The 16,405-nt window shown below is 65.1% G+C and carries 16 protein-coding genes; 4 read left to right on the top strand and 12 right to left on the bottom strand.

What is annotated here, in order from left to right:
- Nucleotides 1-112 precede the first annotated feature (112 nt).
- The 4 genes from IPP90_00235 to lipA all read right to left on the bottom strand — a co-directional run bounded on the left by IPP90_00235 (nucleotide 113) and on the right by lipA (nucleotide 4,396).
- Entirely contained in the window at nucleotides 113-1,402 is a 1,290-nt protein-coding gene (locus IPP90_00235; protein ID MBL0169144.1) for a 2-oxo acid dehydrogenase subunit E2, read from the bottom strand.
- Nucleotides 1,403-1,408: 6 nt separating this feature from the next.
- Complete coding sequence (locus tag IPP90_00230; GenBank protein ID MBL0169143.1) at nucleotides 1,409-2,479, bottom strand: pyruvate dehydrogenase complex E1 component subunit beta; 1,071 nt, start codon at nucleotides 2,477-2,479, stop codon at nucleotides 1,409-1,411.
- Entirely contained in the window at nucleotides 2,403-3,338 is a 936-nt protein-coding gene (gene pdhA, locus IPP90_00225; GenBank protein MBL0169142.1) for a pyruvate dehydrogenase (acetyl-transferring) E1 component subunit alpha, read from the bottom strand. Before pdhA ends, IPP90_00230 begins: the two co-directional genes overlap by 77 nt.
- Nucleotides 3,339-3,505: 167 nt before the next feature.
- Entirely contained in the window at nucleotides 3,506-4,396 is an 891-nt protein-coding gene (lipA, locus tag IPP90_00220) for a lipoyl synthase (protein ID MBL0169141.1), read from the bottom strand.
- A gap of 176 nt (nucleotides 4,397-4,572) precedes the next feature.
- On the opposite strand from lipA, the gene IPP90_00215 reads away from it, so the two are divergent.
- Nucleotides 4,573-4,857 carry a hypothetical protein gene (locus tag IPP90_00215; GenBank protein MBL0169140.1) on the top strand — a complete coding sequence of 95 codons (285 nt, stop codon included), beginning with the start codon at nucleotides 4,573-4,575 and terminating at the stop codon, nucleotides 4,855-4,857.
- 28 nt (nucleotides 4,858-4,885) lie between these two features.
- On the opposite strand, the gene IPP90_00210 is transcribed toward IPP90_00215, so the two are convergent.
- From IPP90_00210 to IPP90_00200, 3 genes are read right to left on the bottom strand one after another with little or no spacing between them, the layout of a single operon-like run.
- The gene (locus IPP90_00210; GenBank protein ID MBL0169139.1) at nucleotides 4,886-5,848 is read right to left on the bottom strand and encodes a hypothetical protein; all 963 of its coding nucleotides are present in this window, start codon (nucleotides 5,846-5,848) and stop codon (nucleotides 4,886-4,888) included.
- Nucleotides 5,849-5,876: 28 nt separating this feature from the next.
- On the bottom strand, nucleotides 5,877-6,866 hold the full coding sequence (locus IPP90_00205) for a hypothetical protein (GenBank protein ID MBL0169138.1): 990 nt from the start codon (nucleotides 6,864-6,866) through the stop codon (nucleotides 5,877-5,879).
- A complete protein-coding gene (locus IPP90_00200) occupies nucleotides 6,832-7,689 on the bottom strand; it encodes a glycosyltransferase family 2 protein (GenBank protein ID MBL0169137.1) in 858 nt (285 codons plus the stop codon). The genes IPP90_00205 and IPP90_00200 overlap by 35 nt, the downstream gene beginning before the upstream one ends.
- Nucleotides 7,690-7,828: 139 nt before the next feature.
- Here IPP90_00200 and IPP90_00195 point away from each other — a divergent pair, with 139 nt between their 5' ends.
- From IPP90_00195 to IPP90_00185, 3 genes are all read left to right on the top strand, one after another.
- Nucleotides 7,829-8,542 (top strand): hypothetical protein, encoded by a 714-nt coding sequence (locus IPP90_00195; protein ID MBL0169136.1) that lies wholly within the window; start codon nucleotides 7,829-7,831, stop codon nucleotides 8,540-8,542.
- A 115-nt stretch (nucleotides 8,543-8,657) separates the two neighbouring features.
- Nucleotides 8,658-9,218, top strand: coding sequence for a hypothetical protein (locus IPP90_00190; GenBank protein MBL0169135.1), 561 nt, complete (start codon nucleotides 8,658-8,660; stop codon nucleotides 9,216-9,218).
- Nucleotides 9,218-10,978, top strand: a complete 1,761-nt coding sequence (locus IPP90_00185) for a hypothetical protein (GenBank protein ID MBL0169134.1) — start codon at nucleotides 9,218-9,220, stop codon at nucleotides 10,976-10,978. Before IPP90_00190 ends, IPP90_00185 begins: the two co-directional genes overlap by 1 nt.
- A 69-nt stretch (nucleotides 10,979-11,047) precedes the next feature.
- Here the strand turns inward: IPP90_00185 and IPP90_00180 are convergent, their stop codons facing one another.
- The 5 genes from IPP90_00180 to IPP90_00160 are packed head-to-tail and all read right to left on the bottom strand — an operon-like array spanning nucleotide 11,048 to nucleotide 16,404.
- Nucleotides 11,048-12,574: a peptide MFS transporter gene (locus tag IPP90_00180; GenBank protein MBL0169133.1), complete on the bottom strand. Its 1,527-nt coding sequence runs from the start codon at nucleotides 12,572-12,574 to the stop codon at nucleotides 11,048-11,050.
- Nucleotides 12,571-13,572 (bottom strand): ABC transporter ATP-binding protein, encoded by a 1,002-nt coding sequence (locus IPP90_00175; GenBank protein ID MBL0169132.1) that lies wholly within the window; start codon nucleotides 13,570-13,572, stop codon nucleotides 12,571-12,573. Before IPP90_00175 ends, IPP90_00180 begins: the two co-directional genes overlap by 4 nt.
- The gene (locus IPP90_00170) at nucleotides 13,569-14,735 is read right to left on the bottom strand and encodes an ABC transporter ATP-binding protein (GenBank protein MBL0169131.1); all 1,167 of its coding nucleotides are present in this window, start codon (nucleotides 14,733-14,735) and stop codon (nucleotides 13,569-13,571) included. Before IPP90_00170 ends, IPP90_00175 begins: the two co-directional genes overlap by 4 nt.
- A complete protein-coding gene (locus tag IPP90_00165; GenBank protein ID MBL0169130.1) occupies nucleotides 14,624-15,472 on the bottom strand; it encodes an ABC transporter permease in 849 nt (282 codons plus the stop codon). Before IPP90_00165 ends, IPP90_00170 begins: the two co-directional genes overlap by 112 nt.
- The gene (locus IPP90_00160; GenBank protein MBL0169129.1) at nucleotides 15,472-16,404 is read right to left on the bottom strand and encodes an ABC transporter permease; all 933 of its coding nucleotides are present in this window, start codon (nucleotides 16,402-16,404) and stop codon (nucleotides 15,472-15,474) included. Before IPP90_00160 ends, IPP90_00165 begins: the two co-directional genes overlap by 1 nt.
- Between the last annotated feature and the right edge of the window lies 1 nt (nucleotide 16,405).

Here is a 16,405-nt window from a genome sequence, read left to right as displayed (position 1 = left end):
AACATACCGTCAGACCTAGACGACCATCGTCGCGGGAATGAAACGGATTCCCCTGCTACACCCCGCACGCCGGAATACCCTGTTCCGGATTGGTGACGGCCGGCACGTCCGTCTAGAACAGCATCATCATCGGCGCTTCCAGGAGCTGGCGAATCGTCTGGAGAAATTTTGCCCCGATGGCGCCATCGATGACCCGATGATCGCAGCTGAGTGTGACCCGCATGCGCTGTCTGGGAACGAACGCGCCGTCTGCCCAGACGGGCTTGGTTTCCGTGGCACCAACAGCCAGAATAGCGGCCTCGGGCGGATTGATGATGGCCGTGAACTGATCGATGCCGAACATGCCGAGATTGGACACGGAGAACGTGCCGCCGCTGTATTCGGCCGGCGCGAGTTTGCGTTCGCGGGCCTTCTTGGCCAGCTCACGCGATTCCTTGCCGATCTGTCCCAGGCCTTTGGTGTGCGCATCTCGAATGACGGGGACAATGAGCCCGTCATCGGTGGCCACGGCCATTCCGATGTGCGCTGCCGCGAAGTAGCGAATGGCATCGCCCAGCCAGTGCGCGTTGCATTCGGGATGTCGCGTGAGGGCAATGGCGACGGCTTTGATGACGATGTCGTTGACCGACACCTTGAACTGATCGCCGGCGGCCACCATCTGCTCGCGCAACTGCACCACGCGCGTCATGTCGATTTCCGACGTGAGATAGAACGTCGGAATGGGACCAATCGATTCGCCCAGTCGCCGCGCGATCGTCTTGCGGATCTGGGTCAGGGCCACGTCCTTGAACTCCCCGTCGATCCGCATGGCGGTACTGGTGACGGCGGTCGGCACGACGGGGGCTGACTTGGCCGCTGGTAGCGACGATGGCAGCGCCGCAGTCGCGCTGGACTGGGTCGCGGGCGCGGCGGCTGCGGCTTCGATGTCACGACGAATAACGCGCCCGTTGGGTCCACTGCCTTGGATTTCCCGCAGTGCAATTCCACGCTCGGCGGCGAGACGACGGGCAAGTGGCGACGAGCGCCTCTCTGCCACTGGCGCGTCATGCGCGGCACCCGGAGCGGTTTCCAGCGGTGTGGTGATGGCCGGTGCGACCACGGCGACGGCCGCGGATGGTGGTGCGATGATCGCGGCACCGCCGACCAACGCGGTGATGTCCTCGTTGGCCGTGCCGATCACGCCGATGACGGCGCCGATGGGACTGGTCGTGTCTTCGTCCACCAATCGCGCGCGCAAGATCCCTTCGCCGCGCGCCACGAGCTCCATGATGGCCTTGTCGGTCTCCACTTCGGCAATGGTCTCGCCGCTCTTGACCGGATCACCCACCTGCTTGAGCCACTTCACGAGCCGCCCCTCTTCCATCGTGGGAGAGAGCGCCTCCATCATCACTTTCGTCGCCATGGTCGGTCAGTCGATGTACAGGACTTGCTTGATGGCCGCGATCGTCTTCGGGACGTCGGGCTTCGCGGCTTTCTCGAGACTCTTGGCGTACGGCATGGGGGCATCCGCCTGATGCACGCGCAGCACCGGCGCATCGAGATAATCGAAGCAGTAGCGCTGCACGTAGTCGACCACCTGCGCGCCAACGCCGCACATTTCCCACCCTTCCTCCACCACCACAGCGCGGTTGGTCTTGCGCACGGATGCGGCAATGGTGTCGACGTCCATTGGCCGGATGGTGCGCAAATCCACCACATCGCAATGAATGCCTTCCTTGGCCATCTGATCGGCGGCCTGCAGCGCCACCAGCACCATCTTCCCGTGCGAGATGAGTGTGCAGTGTTCGCCTTCGCGCTTGAGCTCCGCCTTGCCGAGGGGGATGACGTAGTCGTCGTCGGGGACTTCGCCCTTGGTGTTGTACAACATCTCGCCTTCCAGAAAACACACTGGGTTGTCGTCGCGGATGGCGGCCTTGAGCAGCCCTTTGGCGTCGTACGGCGTGGCGGGAGTCACCACCTTGAGTCCGGGGATGTGGGCCAGCCACGATTCCCACGCCTGCGAATGCTGCGCGCCCAGTTGCAGCGCGGACCCGTTGGGGCCACGAAATACGATGGGCATCGGGAATTGCCCGCCCGACATGTAGAGCATCTTGGCGGCGGCGTTGACGACCTGGTCGATCGCGAGGAGCGCGAAGTTCCAGGTCATGAACTCGATGATGGGGCGAAGCCCGACCATCGCCGCGCCCACGCCGACGCCGGCGAATCCGAGCTCGGTGATCGGCGTGTCGACGACGCGCATCTCGCCGAACTCCTGCAACAGCCCTTTCGACACCTTGTAGGCGCCCTGATACACGGCGACTTCCTCGCCCATGAGGAAGACGCGATCGTCGCGCTGCATCTCTTCGCGTAGCGCCATGTTGAGCGCGTCGCGGTACGTGATTACGGCCATTGGGAATGCGCTCTCAGCTTGTGGTTTCGACGAGGACGTCTTCCATGAGCGCTTCCACCGGCAGCTCCGGACTCTGTTCCGCGAAGTCAATGCTCTCCTGGACGATCTTCTTGATCTCGTCGTCCATCGCCGCCACTTCGGCCGCCGTGATCTCTCCGGCCCCTTCCATACGTTGCCGGTGCAGCACGATGGGATCGCGCTTGAGATACTGCTCAAGCTCCTCCTTGGTGCGATAGGTCCCGCTGACCGCGTCGGACATCGAATGGCCCATGAAGCGGTACGTGCGGATTTCGAGGAGGGTCGACATGCTTTCCTTCCGCGCGCGCTCGATGGCTTCGGCCGCGGCGATGCGCACGGCGTGCACGTCCTGTCCGTCCACGACGCCACGCGGCATGTCGTACGATGCACCGCGCCGGTAGATGTCATTGATGGCCGACGCGCGCTCGACGGCGGTGCCCATGCCATAGCGGTTGTTCTCGATGACAAACAGGCACGGCAGTTTCCAGAGGGCGGCCATGTTGAGCGCCTCATGGAACGCGCCGTTGTTCACGGCCGCTTCCCCCATGAAGCACACGATCACCTGGTCGCCACCGCGATACTTGATGGCAAACCCCACACCGGCGGCAATGGGGATGTGACCACCCACGATACCGTGTCCGCCGAGAAAGCCGAGCTGCTTGTCGAACATGTGCATCGACCCGCCCTTGCCCCGCGCGCATCCGTCCTGACGTCCGAACAGTTCCGCCATGACCGCACGCGGCGTCATGCCGCGGGCCAGTGCCTGCCCGTGGTCGCGATAGGTGGTGATGACATAGTCATCCGGACGCAGCTGCGAGATGATGCCGGTGGAGACGGCTTCCTGCCCGATATACAGGTGACAGAATCCACCGATCCGTCCGATAGCATACATCTCCGCGCACCGCTCCTCAAATCGCCGCTGGAGGAGCATGGAATACAGCAACTCGCGATCGAGCGCATGTTGCGCGGCGGCCGAGTCGTCTTTCTTCTTGGACTTCGCTGGAGGCACGGGAGAAGAGTAGGGAGGAGAGAGAACTAAGTACCAAGTACTAAGTACCAAGTACTAAGTACTAAGTACTAAGTACTAAGTTCTAGGTACTAAGTACTGAGTGCAGCTGCTTGCACTTGCTCCCACGCGTGATAGCTGGAGCGCACCAAGGGGCCGCTCTCGACGTGTTTGAAACCGAGCGCCATGCCGGCGTGGTAGAGCTCGCGGAATTCTTCGGGGGTGACATACCGGTCGAGCGCGATGTGTCCATCGGATGGCCGCAGGTACTGGCCGAGGGTGAGGATGTCTACGTTTACCGCGCGCAGGTCCTTCATGACCTCGACCACTTCCTCGTTGGTCTCACCGAGTCCGAGAATGATGCCGGTCTTGGTAGGGATGTCCGGGGCATAGCGCTTGGTGATGCGAAAGATTTCCAGCAGCCGCTCATAGCGACCGCCCGGACGGGCCTTCTTGTAGAGGCGCGGCACCGTCTCGGTGTTGTGATTGTAGATGTCCGGGCGCGCGTCGAGCACGGCACGTATGGCGGACTCGTCGCCCTGAAAGTCCGGCACCAGCACTTCGATTGAGCACTGGGGCAATCGCTGGCGGATCTGGCGGATCGTTTCGGCGAAGATGTACGAGCCGAAGTCCGGCAGGTCGTCGCGATCGACCGAGGTGATGACCGCGTGCCGCAGGTTGAGCTCAGCGATGGCCTGGGCCACGCGCGACGGTTCTTCCACGTCGTAGGCCGGTGGGCGCCCGTGGGACACGGCGCAGTAGGCGCAATTCCGCGTACAGACGTCACCCAGGATCATGAACGTGGCCGTTCCATGCTCCCAGCATTCCCCGATGTTGGGGCAATGCGCCTCCTGACACACGGTATGCAGGTTGAGATCCCGCATCATGTGTTTGAGGCGAAGGTAATTCTCGCCACCCGGCGCCTTGACCTTGAGCCACTGCGGCTTCCGCTCCGGCAGCGGCTCGCGGCGATGGCGGCCCATGATTTGATAGAACTGCTCGGCCATGATCCGAACGAAAGGGGACAAAAGCACCCCGGTTTCCGGGGTACGGAGGAAGCTAGCTAGGTGGGCGGACGGTGGCCACAGGAGCTAACCGGTCAACGGGGTTTAGACGGGAGACGAAAGACGGGAGACGGGAGACAACCGTACTGTTCCCGATGCCGAAACTCGCTGCGCGGGCTATCGTACGGGTCAGAAAGCACGATTACCTGCCCGAGGACGACTCCATGCTCAAGAATCTCTTCACCATCGGCCTGATCGCCCTCGTTGGCCTGGTGGCTCTCAAGGTTGTATTCGGCCTGCTGGGGCCGCTGGTGAGCCTGCTCTTGTGGCTGGCCGGTCTGGCGATCAAGCTGGCGCTGGTCGGCGCGGTGGTCTACGGCGTGGTGCGGATCGTGAGCCCGGATACGGCCAAGCGGATCACGGCCGGATTCCGACGGTAGCTGGGTCGGCGTTCGGCGCCGCCGCGACTCAGCCTTTCATTCGCTCGACAATCGCCCACGCCAACAGCGGCACCATGATCTCGTGGTGTCCGGTGATTTCGTAGCCCTTTCCGCTGTCCTGCGTGGGGCGTCGGACGACATTCATCCGCGGCCGGTAGTGGCGCTGCATGTCCAGGTCGCAGGTCACGAAGTTGGTGGGTCGACCGGCGCCGACGTTGCGAGCCACCGTGAGGGCTTTGAGGAACACTTCGGGCATGATCACGGCGCTTCCCACGTTAAGCACCACGCCCCCATCATGCAGCGTGTCGATAGACGCTGCCAGCCGACGAAAATCGCGATGGCTGGTGTCACCGATAGCCGCGCCGTTGGCGGCGGGATGCTGGTGGATGATCTCGGCGCCGAGCGCGGCGTGAATCGTGGCCGGGACGCGATGCCGCCAGCATTGATAGGTCAGTGACAGCTGCGGATGCAGCAACGGCTCGTGTTGGGCCAGGTCACGGGCGACCGCTTCGCCCATGCCCCAGCCGTTGGCCATGCCGGCCACGAACGCGCCGTTGAGTCCACGACCGGTTTCTTCCGCCATGCCAAAGCTGCCGTCGCGCAATCCGGCGGCGACGTCTTCGGAGGTCCCGCCAAATCGCGCAATTTCGTAGTCGTGGATGGCGGCCGACCCATTCATGGCGACGTGAGTGATCACGCCCCGCGCCACGAGGTCGACGAGGACCTTGGCCAGTCCCGTCTTGACCACGTGCCCGCCCAACATGAGCAGGACGCCGCGATTCTGTTGTCGCGCGGCGACGATGGCATCGACCACGGCCAGAAAATCGCGCGCCACCAAAATGTCGGGCAGCGACTCGAGAAACGCGCGCATCGTACGCGACGTGGCATCGTTGCCGGGCGGCACCGCGAACTCTTCGGCGCGCACTTTGTTGGGTCGCGTCTGCACCGGAATCGTGCGCACATTCGCGAGATCGACCTCGCGATACCGCATGGCCTGTCCCGCCGACTCCGATGCGTCCTCACTCACTCGGTGCACTCCCTGGCGGTGGTGGAGACGGTGGCTCGGCGTTGCTCGGCGCGGCGGCATCGGTGCCAGCGGCACTGTCGCGTCCGCGTCCGCGCGAGCGTCGCGAACCGCCACGACGGCCGCGTCGGCCACGCCGTCTTGATCGCGATTCGTTCGCACTGCCACCACCGTCTTCCGGCGCCTCGTCGGAGGCGTCGCCTTCGACACCGTCGTTGAGGGTATCGTCGCCGGGGTCGGTCCCATCCTCGGCATCGGGCTCGCCGGCATACGGGCTAGCCGAGCGTCGCGACTCTTCGCGTGGGGCATCCGTGGCGGTCGCGTCGTCTTCGCCCACGCTGGTCTCGCCGGATTCGCCCCGAGTGCGGGACTTTCTCCGACGCGAACGACGATTGCGCCGACGTTTGCGCTCCTGTCCTTCCGCGTCCTGCGGCTCGTCCACGGCGGGGCTGTCGCCCGCGTTGTTCGCGGATTCCGCAGCGTCGTCGTCGCCGTTCTCGGTGCCGGGGTCGATGTCGTCGGGCGCGCGCGACGACATCGAGGGACGATCCGGGATGTCGTGGGCCGCATCGCGTTGCGCGTGGGGTTCACTGGCCGGCACGTCGGCCGCCACCACTCTGGGCGCACCCGACGACCGCGACGCGGGCGCGGCAAACGGATCGTCGAGGATCAACTCGGCGTCGGCAGTGGCGGGTGCCGGTCGATTCCCCCGCGCCGGTCGCTCGGGACGCGGCGGACGCGGCGTTCTCAGCGTCGAGGTCTCGGGTGCCACCACGACTGGCTCCCGCCGCGGCTCGCGCTTCGGTGACCGTGGATCGTCGCGGGTTTCCTGTCGTTTCTGTGCCTTCTGCTCTTCGGTGCGAGTCGGTCGCGCGCCATCGCGCTCGCGGCCCGGGCGACCATCTCGGCGTGGCACGGGTGGTTCGCTGTCCCCGCGCAGCCGGTCGCGTTCACGCGAGCGTTCGCGCAGTCGATCGGCTGTCACTTCCGGTTCGTCGCGTCGACGTCCCGATGGTGCCGGACGGGCAGGCTTCGCCGCCATGTCCGCCACAGGCTCTGGCGCAGAGGTTGGCACGGCGCGCCGCCCACGGGCTCGCCATGCCCACCGAAGCGCGGCCAACGCGTCGCGCACGGTGACGCGACGCGTCTCGCGCGTTCGCACGCCGTAGGTGGGCTCCAGGGGCACGGTCTCCAATCGACGCGCATGCGGCACGAGGGCGCAGCAGCAAGTCGGCGTTCGCGGTCCAGGAGTCGCCTTCGCAGACCGCATCGTCGCCCACGGTGCGCAGCAAATCGCGCAATGCGGAAATGCGCATGAGGCGCATGGTGCCCGTGAGGTCACTCACCCCCTCCACGCGCACAAAGGGCTTGAGCGCCCAACCGGCGGCGGTGAACAACCGCCGGACCGGTCGCGGCGCATCCACGACGGCCGTCCGCTCGCCCACGACGAGATCCGCCCCGCCTTCAAACCGTCGGGCGAATTCTGGAACGATGCCGGGCGGATCGGTGAAGTCACCCTGCATCAGGAGCATCGCGTCCCGTCGCGGATAGCGCGTGTGCGCGGCAATGTGGCGCACCAGTGCATTCACGGCACCGGCGTATCCGATGGGCGTGGTGCCACGCAGCACAGTGACGGGCATGGCGTGGAGGTATTGCTCCGCCACATCTGCCGTTTCGTCGGTGCTGGCATCATCGTACACGACGACCTCGTATTCGCGCGGAAACTCGGCGAGCACCGTGCGAAGGCGCCAGAGCAGGACGCCGATGGTGGCGACCTCGTTGTGCGCGGGGATGGCGAGGTAGAGCACAGGGACGGGCGGGGGGAGACGAAGCCGGGGACGGGAAATCCACTGGCGCAGGGTGATGCGTCCGATAATAACAGAGAGGAGGCCCCATCGGGTGCATTGTCGGGGGGCTGGCGGTGCACGGGACGAATCAGAGGCGCTCATGATTCTCGCGAACGTCAGGGCCCGACTCAGTCGGGAGGATGCCCAACTCGCCGTTCGACTGCTTGCCCACGGGTCGGGCCGCGCGCAAGACGAGGCGGAGGCCAGGCTGGTGGACGAGGGCCTCGATCCGTTGTTGGACAATCCGCAGCTTCTTGAAGGCCTGCTCCACGCTCGGCAGGGGGCGCACGCGTCGCTGCCGTTGTTCAGCTACGTGGTGGTCCGTCACGCCCTGCGAGCCGCCGGCGAGGAGGAACGGGCGCTGGCCGACTATGTGGCTTCCATTCTCCTGCACTTCGGGCTCCGCCGGCGCGCGTCCCGGATTGCCGACCATGACGACGAGACCTACGACACGCTGACGTCGCTGGGAGAAGCAGTGGAAAGCGGCGACGCCTCACGCAGCTTTCTCGCGAGGGCCCATCTGGGGAACTACGCCCTGTGGTTAAGCGGCCTGTTCCCGGATCACATCGAGCAGCGTCGGTGGCGCCGCGGTGGTCCGAACCTGGGGTACTTCGAGGAGATGGGGAGGAGGGGCTTCCGCTTGGCGGCCGATCATCGGATGGCGGTCGAGCATGGGTTGGCGCCGTTGTTTGGCGCCGCGGCGGACCGATTTCCACGACTGCGACGGGCACTCAATAGCGTCAGCGACCGGCTGCTGTTTCCGCACGTGCATACGCCGGAGCGATTGATGAGACAGGTGAGGGATAGTACTTAGTACCTAGTACCTAGTACCTAGTACCTAGTACCTAGTACTGGTACTTACTTGGTACTTGGTACTTCAGTACCTCAGTACTTCTTGCCGCGGGCCTGTCTTGCCGCGAGTTTGCAGGATGTTCGATCAACTTCGTGACTCGTTGCGCGGCCTGTCTGACCGTTTGGCGCCTGAGGAACGACGTCGTGTGACGTCGTCGATGCGTGACGCGCTGGTGCATGCCAAGCTGGCATTGGGCGAGCTGCGTGACGCGGCGCGCGCGACTGAGGCGCGGGTGGCGACCGAGCGCGCGGAACTGGAGACCGTGCGTCGTAGACAGGGGTTAGCCGCCCAGATCAACGACGCCGAGACGGTGGCCATTGCCGAGCGATTTGCCGCGCAGCACGCGGAGCGGGTGGCCGTGCTGGAAGCCAAGCTGCAGGTGCAGCAGCAAGAGCTTTCCATGGTCGAGCGGGAATACGACGAGATGACCACGCAGTTGCGCATGGCCATGTCGGGCCTGGCGCCCGGCGGCGCGTCACCGGAGGTGGCGGCGCAGCGCGAAGTGGATGCCTTGTTGGCGGACGAGCCGCTGCCCGAACCGGGAGCCGCCGCCCCGCCGCCGCGTCGGTCACGGGCGGAAAAGGAAGCGAACGCGGAATCCCGTCTCGCGGACCTCAAGCGCCGCATGGGCAAGTGATGCGCTGGCGCCTGGCGGCGGTGGCGGCCCTCGCCGTGCCCGTTTGCACGCTGGCAGCGCAAAGCGCCCGTCCCGACAGCACCCGCCGCTTACCGGTGTCCAGTCGTGGCCGACTGCCGGTCACTGGATGCGCCGGACAACGTATCAGCGATGTCGTGATCATCACGCAACCGCCGTATGCGGAGCGGTTGCCTGAGCGTCTGGAATTCCTGCGGAAGACCGCCCGTGCGGTGCATTCCAACACACGGGACGACGTGGTACGCGGCTACCTGCTGCTGCGTCCGGGCGACGTCTGCAATCAGATCCGCCGCGCCGAATCGGAGCGCATTCTGCGCGCGCAACCGTTCCTGGTGGACGCCCGCATTCTCGTATTTGATGACGAGAATGGAGGTGTCCGACTGGAGGTCGAGACGCGCGATGAATTCAGCCTGATTTTCGAGCCCGCCCTCACCACTGTCGCCCCGGTGTTGCGCGCGGTACGTCTGGGGGAATCCAACATCGCCGGCACGGCTCGACTGATGTCGCTGGAGTGGCGTGACGGGCTGGCCTATCACGATGTGCTTGGCGTCCGATTCACCGACTATCAGTTCGGCGGCGGTCGCAACGAGTTGCGGGCGTACGGCATTCGCCATCCGCGTGGTCAGGAGATGCGCGTGGATTTTGTCCGCCCGTACTACACCGACCTGCAACGTTTCGCATTTTTGGCGTCAGTCGACGGTCATCGCGACTACGCCAACTTCCGGCGGCCCACCGGGCCCGGGAATTCCGTGAACGTGACGCGGCAGAGCGCGGTGGTGGGCGGCATCAAGCGCATCGGGTCCATCCGCCGACTCCAACTGGCCGGATTCTCGCTCACGCACTCGCGTGAAGCCATTGATTCGGCGACCGTCGTGATCGAGAAGGCCGGGTTCCAGCCCGACATCGGGGCGCCCCTTGGGGTTTCATTCCGTCGTCAGAACGTCGCGCGCGCCAACGCGCTGTACGGCGTTCGACTGCTGCGATTTGCGCCTGCCCAAGGGTTCGATGCGCTTACGGGCACCCAGGATCTGCGAATTGGCTTGCAACTTGGCACCGTCTACGGTCAAGGCATCCCCATCGGTGCGGCGCGCGATCGCGACCGGTTCATGGCGGCAGGACTCTATGCGGGTGTGGGGGGTGCGAAGTCGTTTCTTGGCACGCAACTGCTGGGTGAGGCCCGCAACGATCAGGGGACGCGCTCGTGGGACAACCACATTGTCAGCGGTCGCATGGCCTGGTATTTCCGACCGGCGATTCGTCAGCTAACGGTGGTCTCGGCCGAATGGAGCATGGGTCGCGACATGCGCACGCCGTTCCAACTCTCGTTTGGCGATCGGCTTGGCGGTCTGCTGGGCCACCACGACTCACGGAGCGCGGGCGCGCAGCGCCTGGTGCTGCGTGCGGAGCAGCGTCTTGTCATCCCGTCGCGTCTGAACGTGGCCGACATCGGCGTCGCCGGCTTCGCGGAAGCCGGCCGCCTGTGGGGAGAGCACAGCGTGCCGTATTCGAGCACCACCCCCGTTCGCGGATCGGTGGGCATCTCACTCCTCGCGGCAGTGCCGCCGAGATCGCGGCGTTTGTGGCGTTTTGATTTCGCGTTGCCCGTGGGCAGCGATCCGCGCAAGCGGTTCGAGCTGCGGGTGACGAACGAAGATCGCACGCGCACGTTCTGGCGCGAGCCGAGCGATGTCGCGGCGGCACGGGAGCGAACGGTACCTGCCAGCTTGTTTACGTGGCCGTGAAGTAGTACGGAGTACCGAGTACCGAGTACCGAGTACTTAGTACTTGGTACTCGGTACTCTGTTCTCAGCTCACGCCTTCACGGACTTCGTCAAACGCTTCAGCAACGGCACGCAGAGGAACATGGCGATGGCGGCAGCGAACGAGCTGATGACAAAGATGGTGAAGAAGCCTTTGTTGGTGCCGCTGAGCTGCTGGATGTAGCCGCCGATTCCGGTTTGCGGCGACGACGGCGCCTGACCTGGCAGCGGAGTGTAGCCCGCGACAAATCCGGCAACCTTGTTGGCCGCGGCGTTGGCGAGGAACCAGACGCCCATGAGCAGTGACGCGAACTTCACTGGTGCCACCTTCGTCACGTACGACAAGCCGACCGGCGAAAGGCACAACTCACCGAACGTATGGAGCAGGTAGGCGCCGATCAGCCACATGGGCGACACCTTGATGCCGGCGTCGGCCCGGCCACCGCCAATGGCGAGGAGCAGGAATCCCGCGCCGACCAGTGCCAGCCCGATGGACATCTTGAGCGCGGTGCTCGGTTCCGTGCCGCGACGACCCATCGCCAGCCAGAACGCGGCAAACACCGGTGCAAAGATGATGATGAAGAACGCGTTCACCGATTGAAACCACGTTGACGGAATGGTGAAGCTTCCGGCCTGCAGGTTGGTGTTTCGGTCGGCGAAGAGGTTCATGGAGGACCCGGCCTGTTCGTACGCGGCCCAGAAAAACACCACGAAGAATGCGACGATGAACAGGGCGACCACCCGCTTGCGTTCCTCGCCGTGGGTTCCCAGCACGCTGATGCTGAGCGCGGCGCCAATGACACAGCCCATCAGGACGCCCAGGATACTTCCGGACACGAGCCACGCGAGCGCGCCGCCGCCGATAATTCCGATCACGCCGTTTCGTGTCGATACGTCCTGGCTGTCGTCGGTGAGGACGCCCGCGCCCGCTTTTGACGCACCACGTGGTGCATCACCGATCGTGCCGAGGTACTTGCGCTTGAGGAGCATGTATCCGATGAGCCCGAGCACCATGCCCACGCCAGCGGCCGCGAAACCATAGTGCCAGCCGAACCGATCACTCTGCGCGAGATACCCGCACACGAGCGGTCCGAGAAACGCGCCCGTGTTGATGCCCATGTAGAACAAGGTGAAGCCCGAGTCGCGACGCGTGTCGCCCTCGTGGTACAGTTGGCCCACCATGGTGGACACATTCGCCTTGAAGAAGCCGGTGCCGATGATCACCAGTCCGAGGCCTGTGTAGAACGCCGTCATTCCCGGAAACGCGAGCACGAAATGGCCGCTGGCAATGACGAAACCGCCAATGACCAGCGAGCGATGTGTCCCGATGAACCGATCGGCGAGATATCCGCCGATCATTGGCGTGAGATACACCAGCATCGTGTAGGTGCCATACAGACCGGCGGCCCGTGCCGTGTCCCACTCCAGTTTGTTCACCAGATACAGCACGAGCAGGGCGCGCATGCCGTAGTACGAGAATCGTTCCCACATCTCGGTCAGGAACAACAGGCCGAGCCCGCGGGGATGGCCGAAGAAGGCGCTATCCTCGCCGACGGCGGGATTCTGTGTGGGTGTCACGAGGCGGTGGGCAAGGGGTGGGAAGGCGACTCTTTGAGACAGGCAACGAAATGACCGGGCGCCACTTCCTGAAGCGGCGGTACCATGTGTGTGCAGGAGGCGTCCTTGGCAGGATGCGGGCACCGCGGATGAAACACGCAGCCACCGGGCGGATGCGCCGGTGACGGCGGCTCTCCGGGCAGGAGCTGCCGCTGGCGCGAGGCCGCGGGGTCAGGCACCGGGACGGCCGAGAGTAACGCCTTGGTGTAGGGCATGCGCGGCGTCGCAAACAACGTTGCGCGCGGCGCCAGTTCGACGATGTGGCCGAGGTACATCACCGCCACCCGATCGGCCATGTGTGCGACGACCGCGAGATCGTGCGCGATGAACAGGTAGGCGAGGCCGCGTTCTTTCTGCAGATCGCGCAGCAGGTTGACGACCTGCGCCTGCACACTCACATCCAGCGCCGAGACCGGTTCGTCGCAGACAATGAATGACGGTTCCACGGCCAGCGCACGCGCGATCCCGATGCGTTGACGCTGGCCACCGGAGAATTCGTGCGGATAACGCGCGGCAAATTCCGGACGCAATCCGACTTCATCGAGCAAGGTCGCGACGCGTCGATCAGCGTCCGCTCCGTGCGCCAGGTCGTGCACGATCAGTCCTTCCTTGATCGCGGCGCCGACGGTCATGCGCGGATTGAGGGAGCCGTACGGATCCTGGAACACGATCTGCATGCGTCGACGCAGGCGGCGCAGCGCCTCGCCGCGCAGCGCCCGGACATCGATGCCATCGAAGAGAATCTCGCCGGCCGACGGTTCGATCAGGCGGAGGACCGCGCGACCGGTGGTGGTCTTGCCGCAACCGGATTCGCCGACCAGGGCCAGTGTTTCGCCGGGAGCGATATCGAATGACACCCCGTCAACCGCTTTCACCGCGCCCGTGGTGCGTTGCAGCAGGCCGCCGCGAATGGGGAAGTGCTTGGTCAGCCCGCGAACGCGGAGCAAGGGGGTGGTCACGTCAGTTGCTCCACACGTCGACGTGCCGGTTCCTGTACGAGATGACAGCGCGCGCGGTGCGCGGCGCCAACCTGCACGAGTGCCGGCGATTCGGTGGCGCAACGGTCGAAGGCGTGTGCGCACCGTTCCCGAAAGCGGCAACCAGTGGGCCAGGCCGTCGGTGCCGGCACGGTGCCGGGAATGGTGCGCAGCCGGCCGCCGATCTGATCGAGTCGCGGCACGGCCGCGAGCAACCCTTCGGTATATGGATGCGTGGCGTTCGAGAAAATTGCCTCGACCGGTGCTTCCTCCACTACTTGTCCGGCATACATCACCAGCACGCGCGATGCCATCTCCGCCACAATGCCAAGGTCGTGCGTGATGAGCAGCAAGGCCAGTCCCGTGCGATCGCGCTGTGCCCGCAACAGATCGAGGATCTGCGCCTGAATGGTGACATCGAGTGCGGTGGTGGGTTCATCCGCAATGACGAGACGCGGCTCAAGGACCAGGGCCATGGCGATCATCACGCGTTGCCGCATGCCGCCCGAGAGTTCGTGCGGATATTGTTTGGCGCGTTCGGCCGGGTCGGCGATGCCGACCTCGCGCAGCATCGCGACCGCGCGGTCCCAGGCCTCGCGTCGAGACGCCGTGGTGTGTACCCGCACCACTTCGGCAATCTGATCGCCCACGGTGAGCACGGGATTGAGCGCCGTCATCGGCTCCTGAAAGATCATGCTCATCCGACGACCGCGAATGGCCCGCAGCTTCTCGTCACTGAGCGTCAGGACATCGTCGCCGTCAAAGCGGATCGCGCTGCCTGGTTCAATGCGCCCGGGTTGCGGGACCAGTCGGAGCAGCGAGAGCGCGGTGAGCGATTTGCCGCAGCCGGATTCACCGACCACACACACCGTCTCGCCGGCGGCAATCGTGAACGAGACGCCATCGACGGCTCGCGCCGGACCGTCCTCGCCGGGGAAGGTGACCCGCAGCGACTGCACGCTCAGTAGCGCGTTGCCGCTGGGCGGGTTCCCGGGGTGGTCGGTGTCGGATGGGCGAAGGGTTACGGGATCGGTCACGCGGGAACCTGATCCATGGCGAAGAGATCGCGCAAGGCGTCGCCGAGCGCGTGGCAGGCGAGAACGGCGGTGACGATGGCCAGGCCCGGGAACAGGGTGAGCCACCATTGTGAGCCGATCACGCCCGCGCCCTCGTTGATGATGTTGCCCCAGCTCGGGGTGCCGGGCGGGACGCCAAGTCCGAGATAACTCAGTCCCGCCTCAAGTGCGATGGTGCTGGCGACATTGAGCGTGGCACTGACCACGAGGAGGGGGACAAGATGGGGCAGCACGTGCCGGCCAAGGACGCGAAGGCGTGGTACGCCGCTGGCGTGCGCCGCCAGGATGAAGTCCCGCTGAACGAGCGCCTGCACCTCGCCTCGGACGAGTCGGGCCACGTCGAACCAGCCTGTGGTGCCCAACAGTACGATCAGCGCCGGGAGGGGCAGTGCGCCCCAGAAGGCGGTCACGGCCAACAGCATCAAAAGCCGCGGAATGGACAAGGCGACATCGAGCAGGCGCATGAGCCATCGGTCGACCGCACCGCCAAGCAGTCCGGCCACGGCGCCGTAGCAGGTACCAAGGACCAACGCCAGCGATACCGCCGCAAAGGCCAAGGTCAACGAGATACGCGAGCCGTGGATGACGCGACTCAAGACATCACGTCCGAAGCCATCGGTGCCGAACGGATGCGCGCCGGATGGCGGCCAGTACTTGAGCGCATCGTAATTGGCTGGAATTCCCGGCGGCAATGGCGCAATGAGCGGCGCGCACACCGCGATGGCGACCAACATCAACACGAACGCCAATGGCAGCCGCCATGGTACCGCACGACTGACGGTCGCGGGTGCGTTGTCGGCGTGCATCACGAGCCACGCAACCGTGGATCGAGGATCACGCGAACGACGTCTGCCAGCAGGCTCCCCAGAGCGGTCATGGCACTGCCCACGATCACGCAGGCGCTGACCAACGCATAGTCGCGGTCGCCAACCGCTTTCAGCAGAGCCGATCCCATGCCGGGCCATCCGTACACTCGTTCGACAAACACCGCGCCGGTGAGCAGCGCAGGGAAGAACAGGCCAGACAAGGTGACTACGGGAAGTATCGCGGCCCGCCTCGCCTGACGTCGCACGGCCGATTCCGAGAGACCTTTCGCGCGCGCGGTGCGCACGAACGACTCGCGAAGCACATCGCGCATGGTGCTGCGTTGATACCGCGCGAAGATGGCGGTCCCGATCAGGGTGAGCGACAGCCAGGGCAGTACGAGGTGACGAGCGCGATCGACCATCTGCTGCCATGGTGTCATGCTGTCGTACATGGCGGCATCGATCATGCCGGTGGCTGGCAGCACGTGGGCACGGAAGGCAAACACGTACAGCAGCGCCAGCGCGAGCCAGAACTCGGGAATGGAATACAGCAGCAGGGACGCAAAGGTCAGCGCCCGGTCGCGACGGGAGCCAGCGCGTGCGCCCTGCCATGCGCCGAGCGCCGTACCCAGCAACACACTCGCGGCCAATGCGAGGCTCATCAGCAGCAGTGTATTGGGTAGGCGATCGCCAATCACGTCGATGACGGGTCGTTGTTGTGAAGTGGAGCGGCCGAGACGTCCGCGCGCGACGTCGGCCATCCATCGAGCGTACTGCACGGCGATGGGCTGGTCATAGCCGCCTTGTGCCCGCCACTGTGCCCGCAACTCCGCCGAGACGTTGCTCATGTCGGCGATGCCGGAGACGGGATCGCCGGGCGCGAGATGCAGCAACCCGAATGCGGCGCTGGCCGCGACGACCACGACCAGCACG

The organism is Gemmatimonadaceae bacterium, assembly GCA_016720905.1.
Lineage (GTDB): Bacteria > Gemmatimonadota > Gemmatimonadetes > Gemmatimonadales > Gemmatimonadaceae > Gemmatimonas.
Note: the sequence above shows the minus strand (reverse complement) of the source record. Positions and strands in the feature narration are given on the sequence as shown.

Coding starts and splice junctions, on each gene's coding strand:
- IPP90_00235 (MBL0169144.1), bottom strand. CDS start 1,402: ATGGCGACGAAAGTGATGATGGAGGCGCTCTCTCCCACGATGGAAGAG.
- pdhA (MBL0169142.1), bottom strand. CDS start 3,338: ATGCTCCTCCAGCGGCGATTTGAGGAGCGGTGCGCGGAGATGTATGCT.
- lipA (MBL0169141.1), bottom strand. CDS start 4,396: ATGGGCCGCCATCGCCGCGAGCCGCTGCCGGAGCGGAAGCCGCAGTGG.
- IPP90_00215 (MBL0169140.1), top strand. CDS start 4,573: ATGCCGAAACTCGCTGCGCGGGCTATCGTACGGGTCAGAAAGCACGAT.
- IPP90_00210 (MBL0169139.1), bottom strand. CDS start 5,848: ATGCGGTATCGCGAGGTCGATCTCGCGAATGTGCGCACGATTCCGGTG.
- IPP90_00195 (MBL0169136.1), top strand. CDS start 7,829: ATGATTCTCGCGAACGTCAGGGCCCGACTCAGTCGGGAGGATGCCCAA.
- IPP90_00190 (MBL0169135.1), top strand. CDS start 8,658: ATGTTCGATCAACTTCGTGACTCGTTGCGCGGCCTGTCTGACCGTTTG.
- IPP90_00185 (MBL0169134.1), top strand. CDS start 9,218: ATGCGCTGGCGCCTGGCGGCGGTGGCGGCCCTCGCCGTGCCCGTTTGC.
- IPP90_00170 (MBL0169131.1), bottom strand. CDS start 14,735: ATGGTGGCTCACCCTGTTCCCGGGCCTGGCCATCGTCACCGCCGTTCT.
- IPP90_00165 (MBL0169130.1), bottom strand. CDS start 15,472: ATGCACGCCGACAACGCACCCGCGACCGTCAGTCGTGCGGTACCATGG.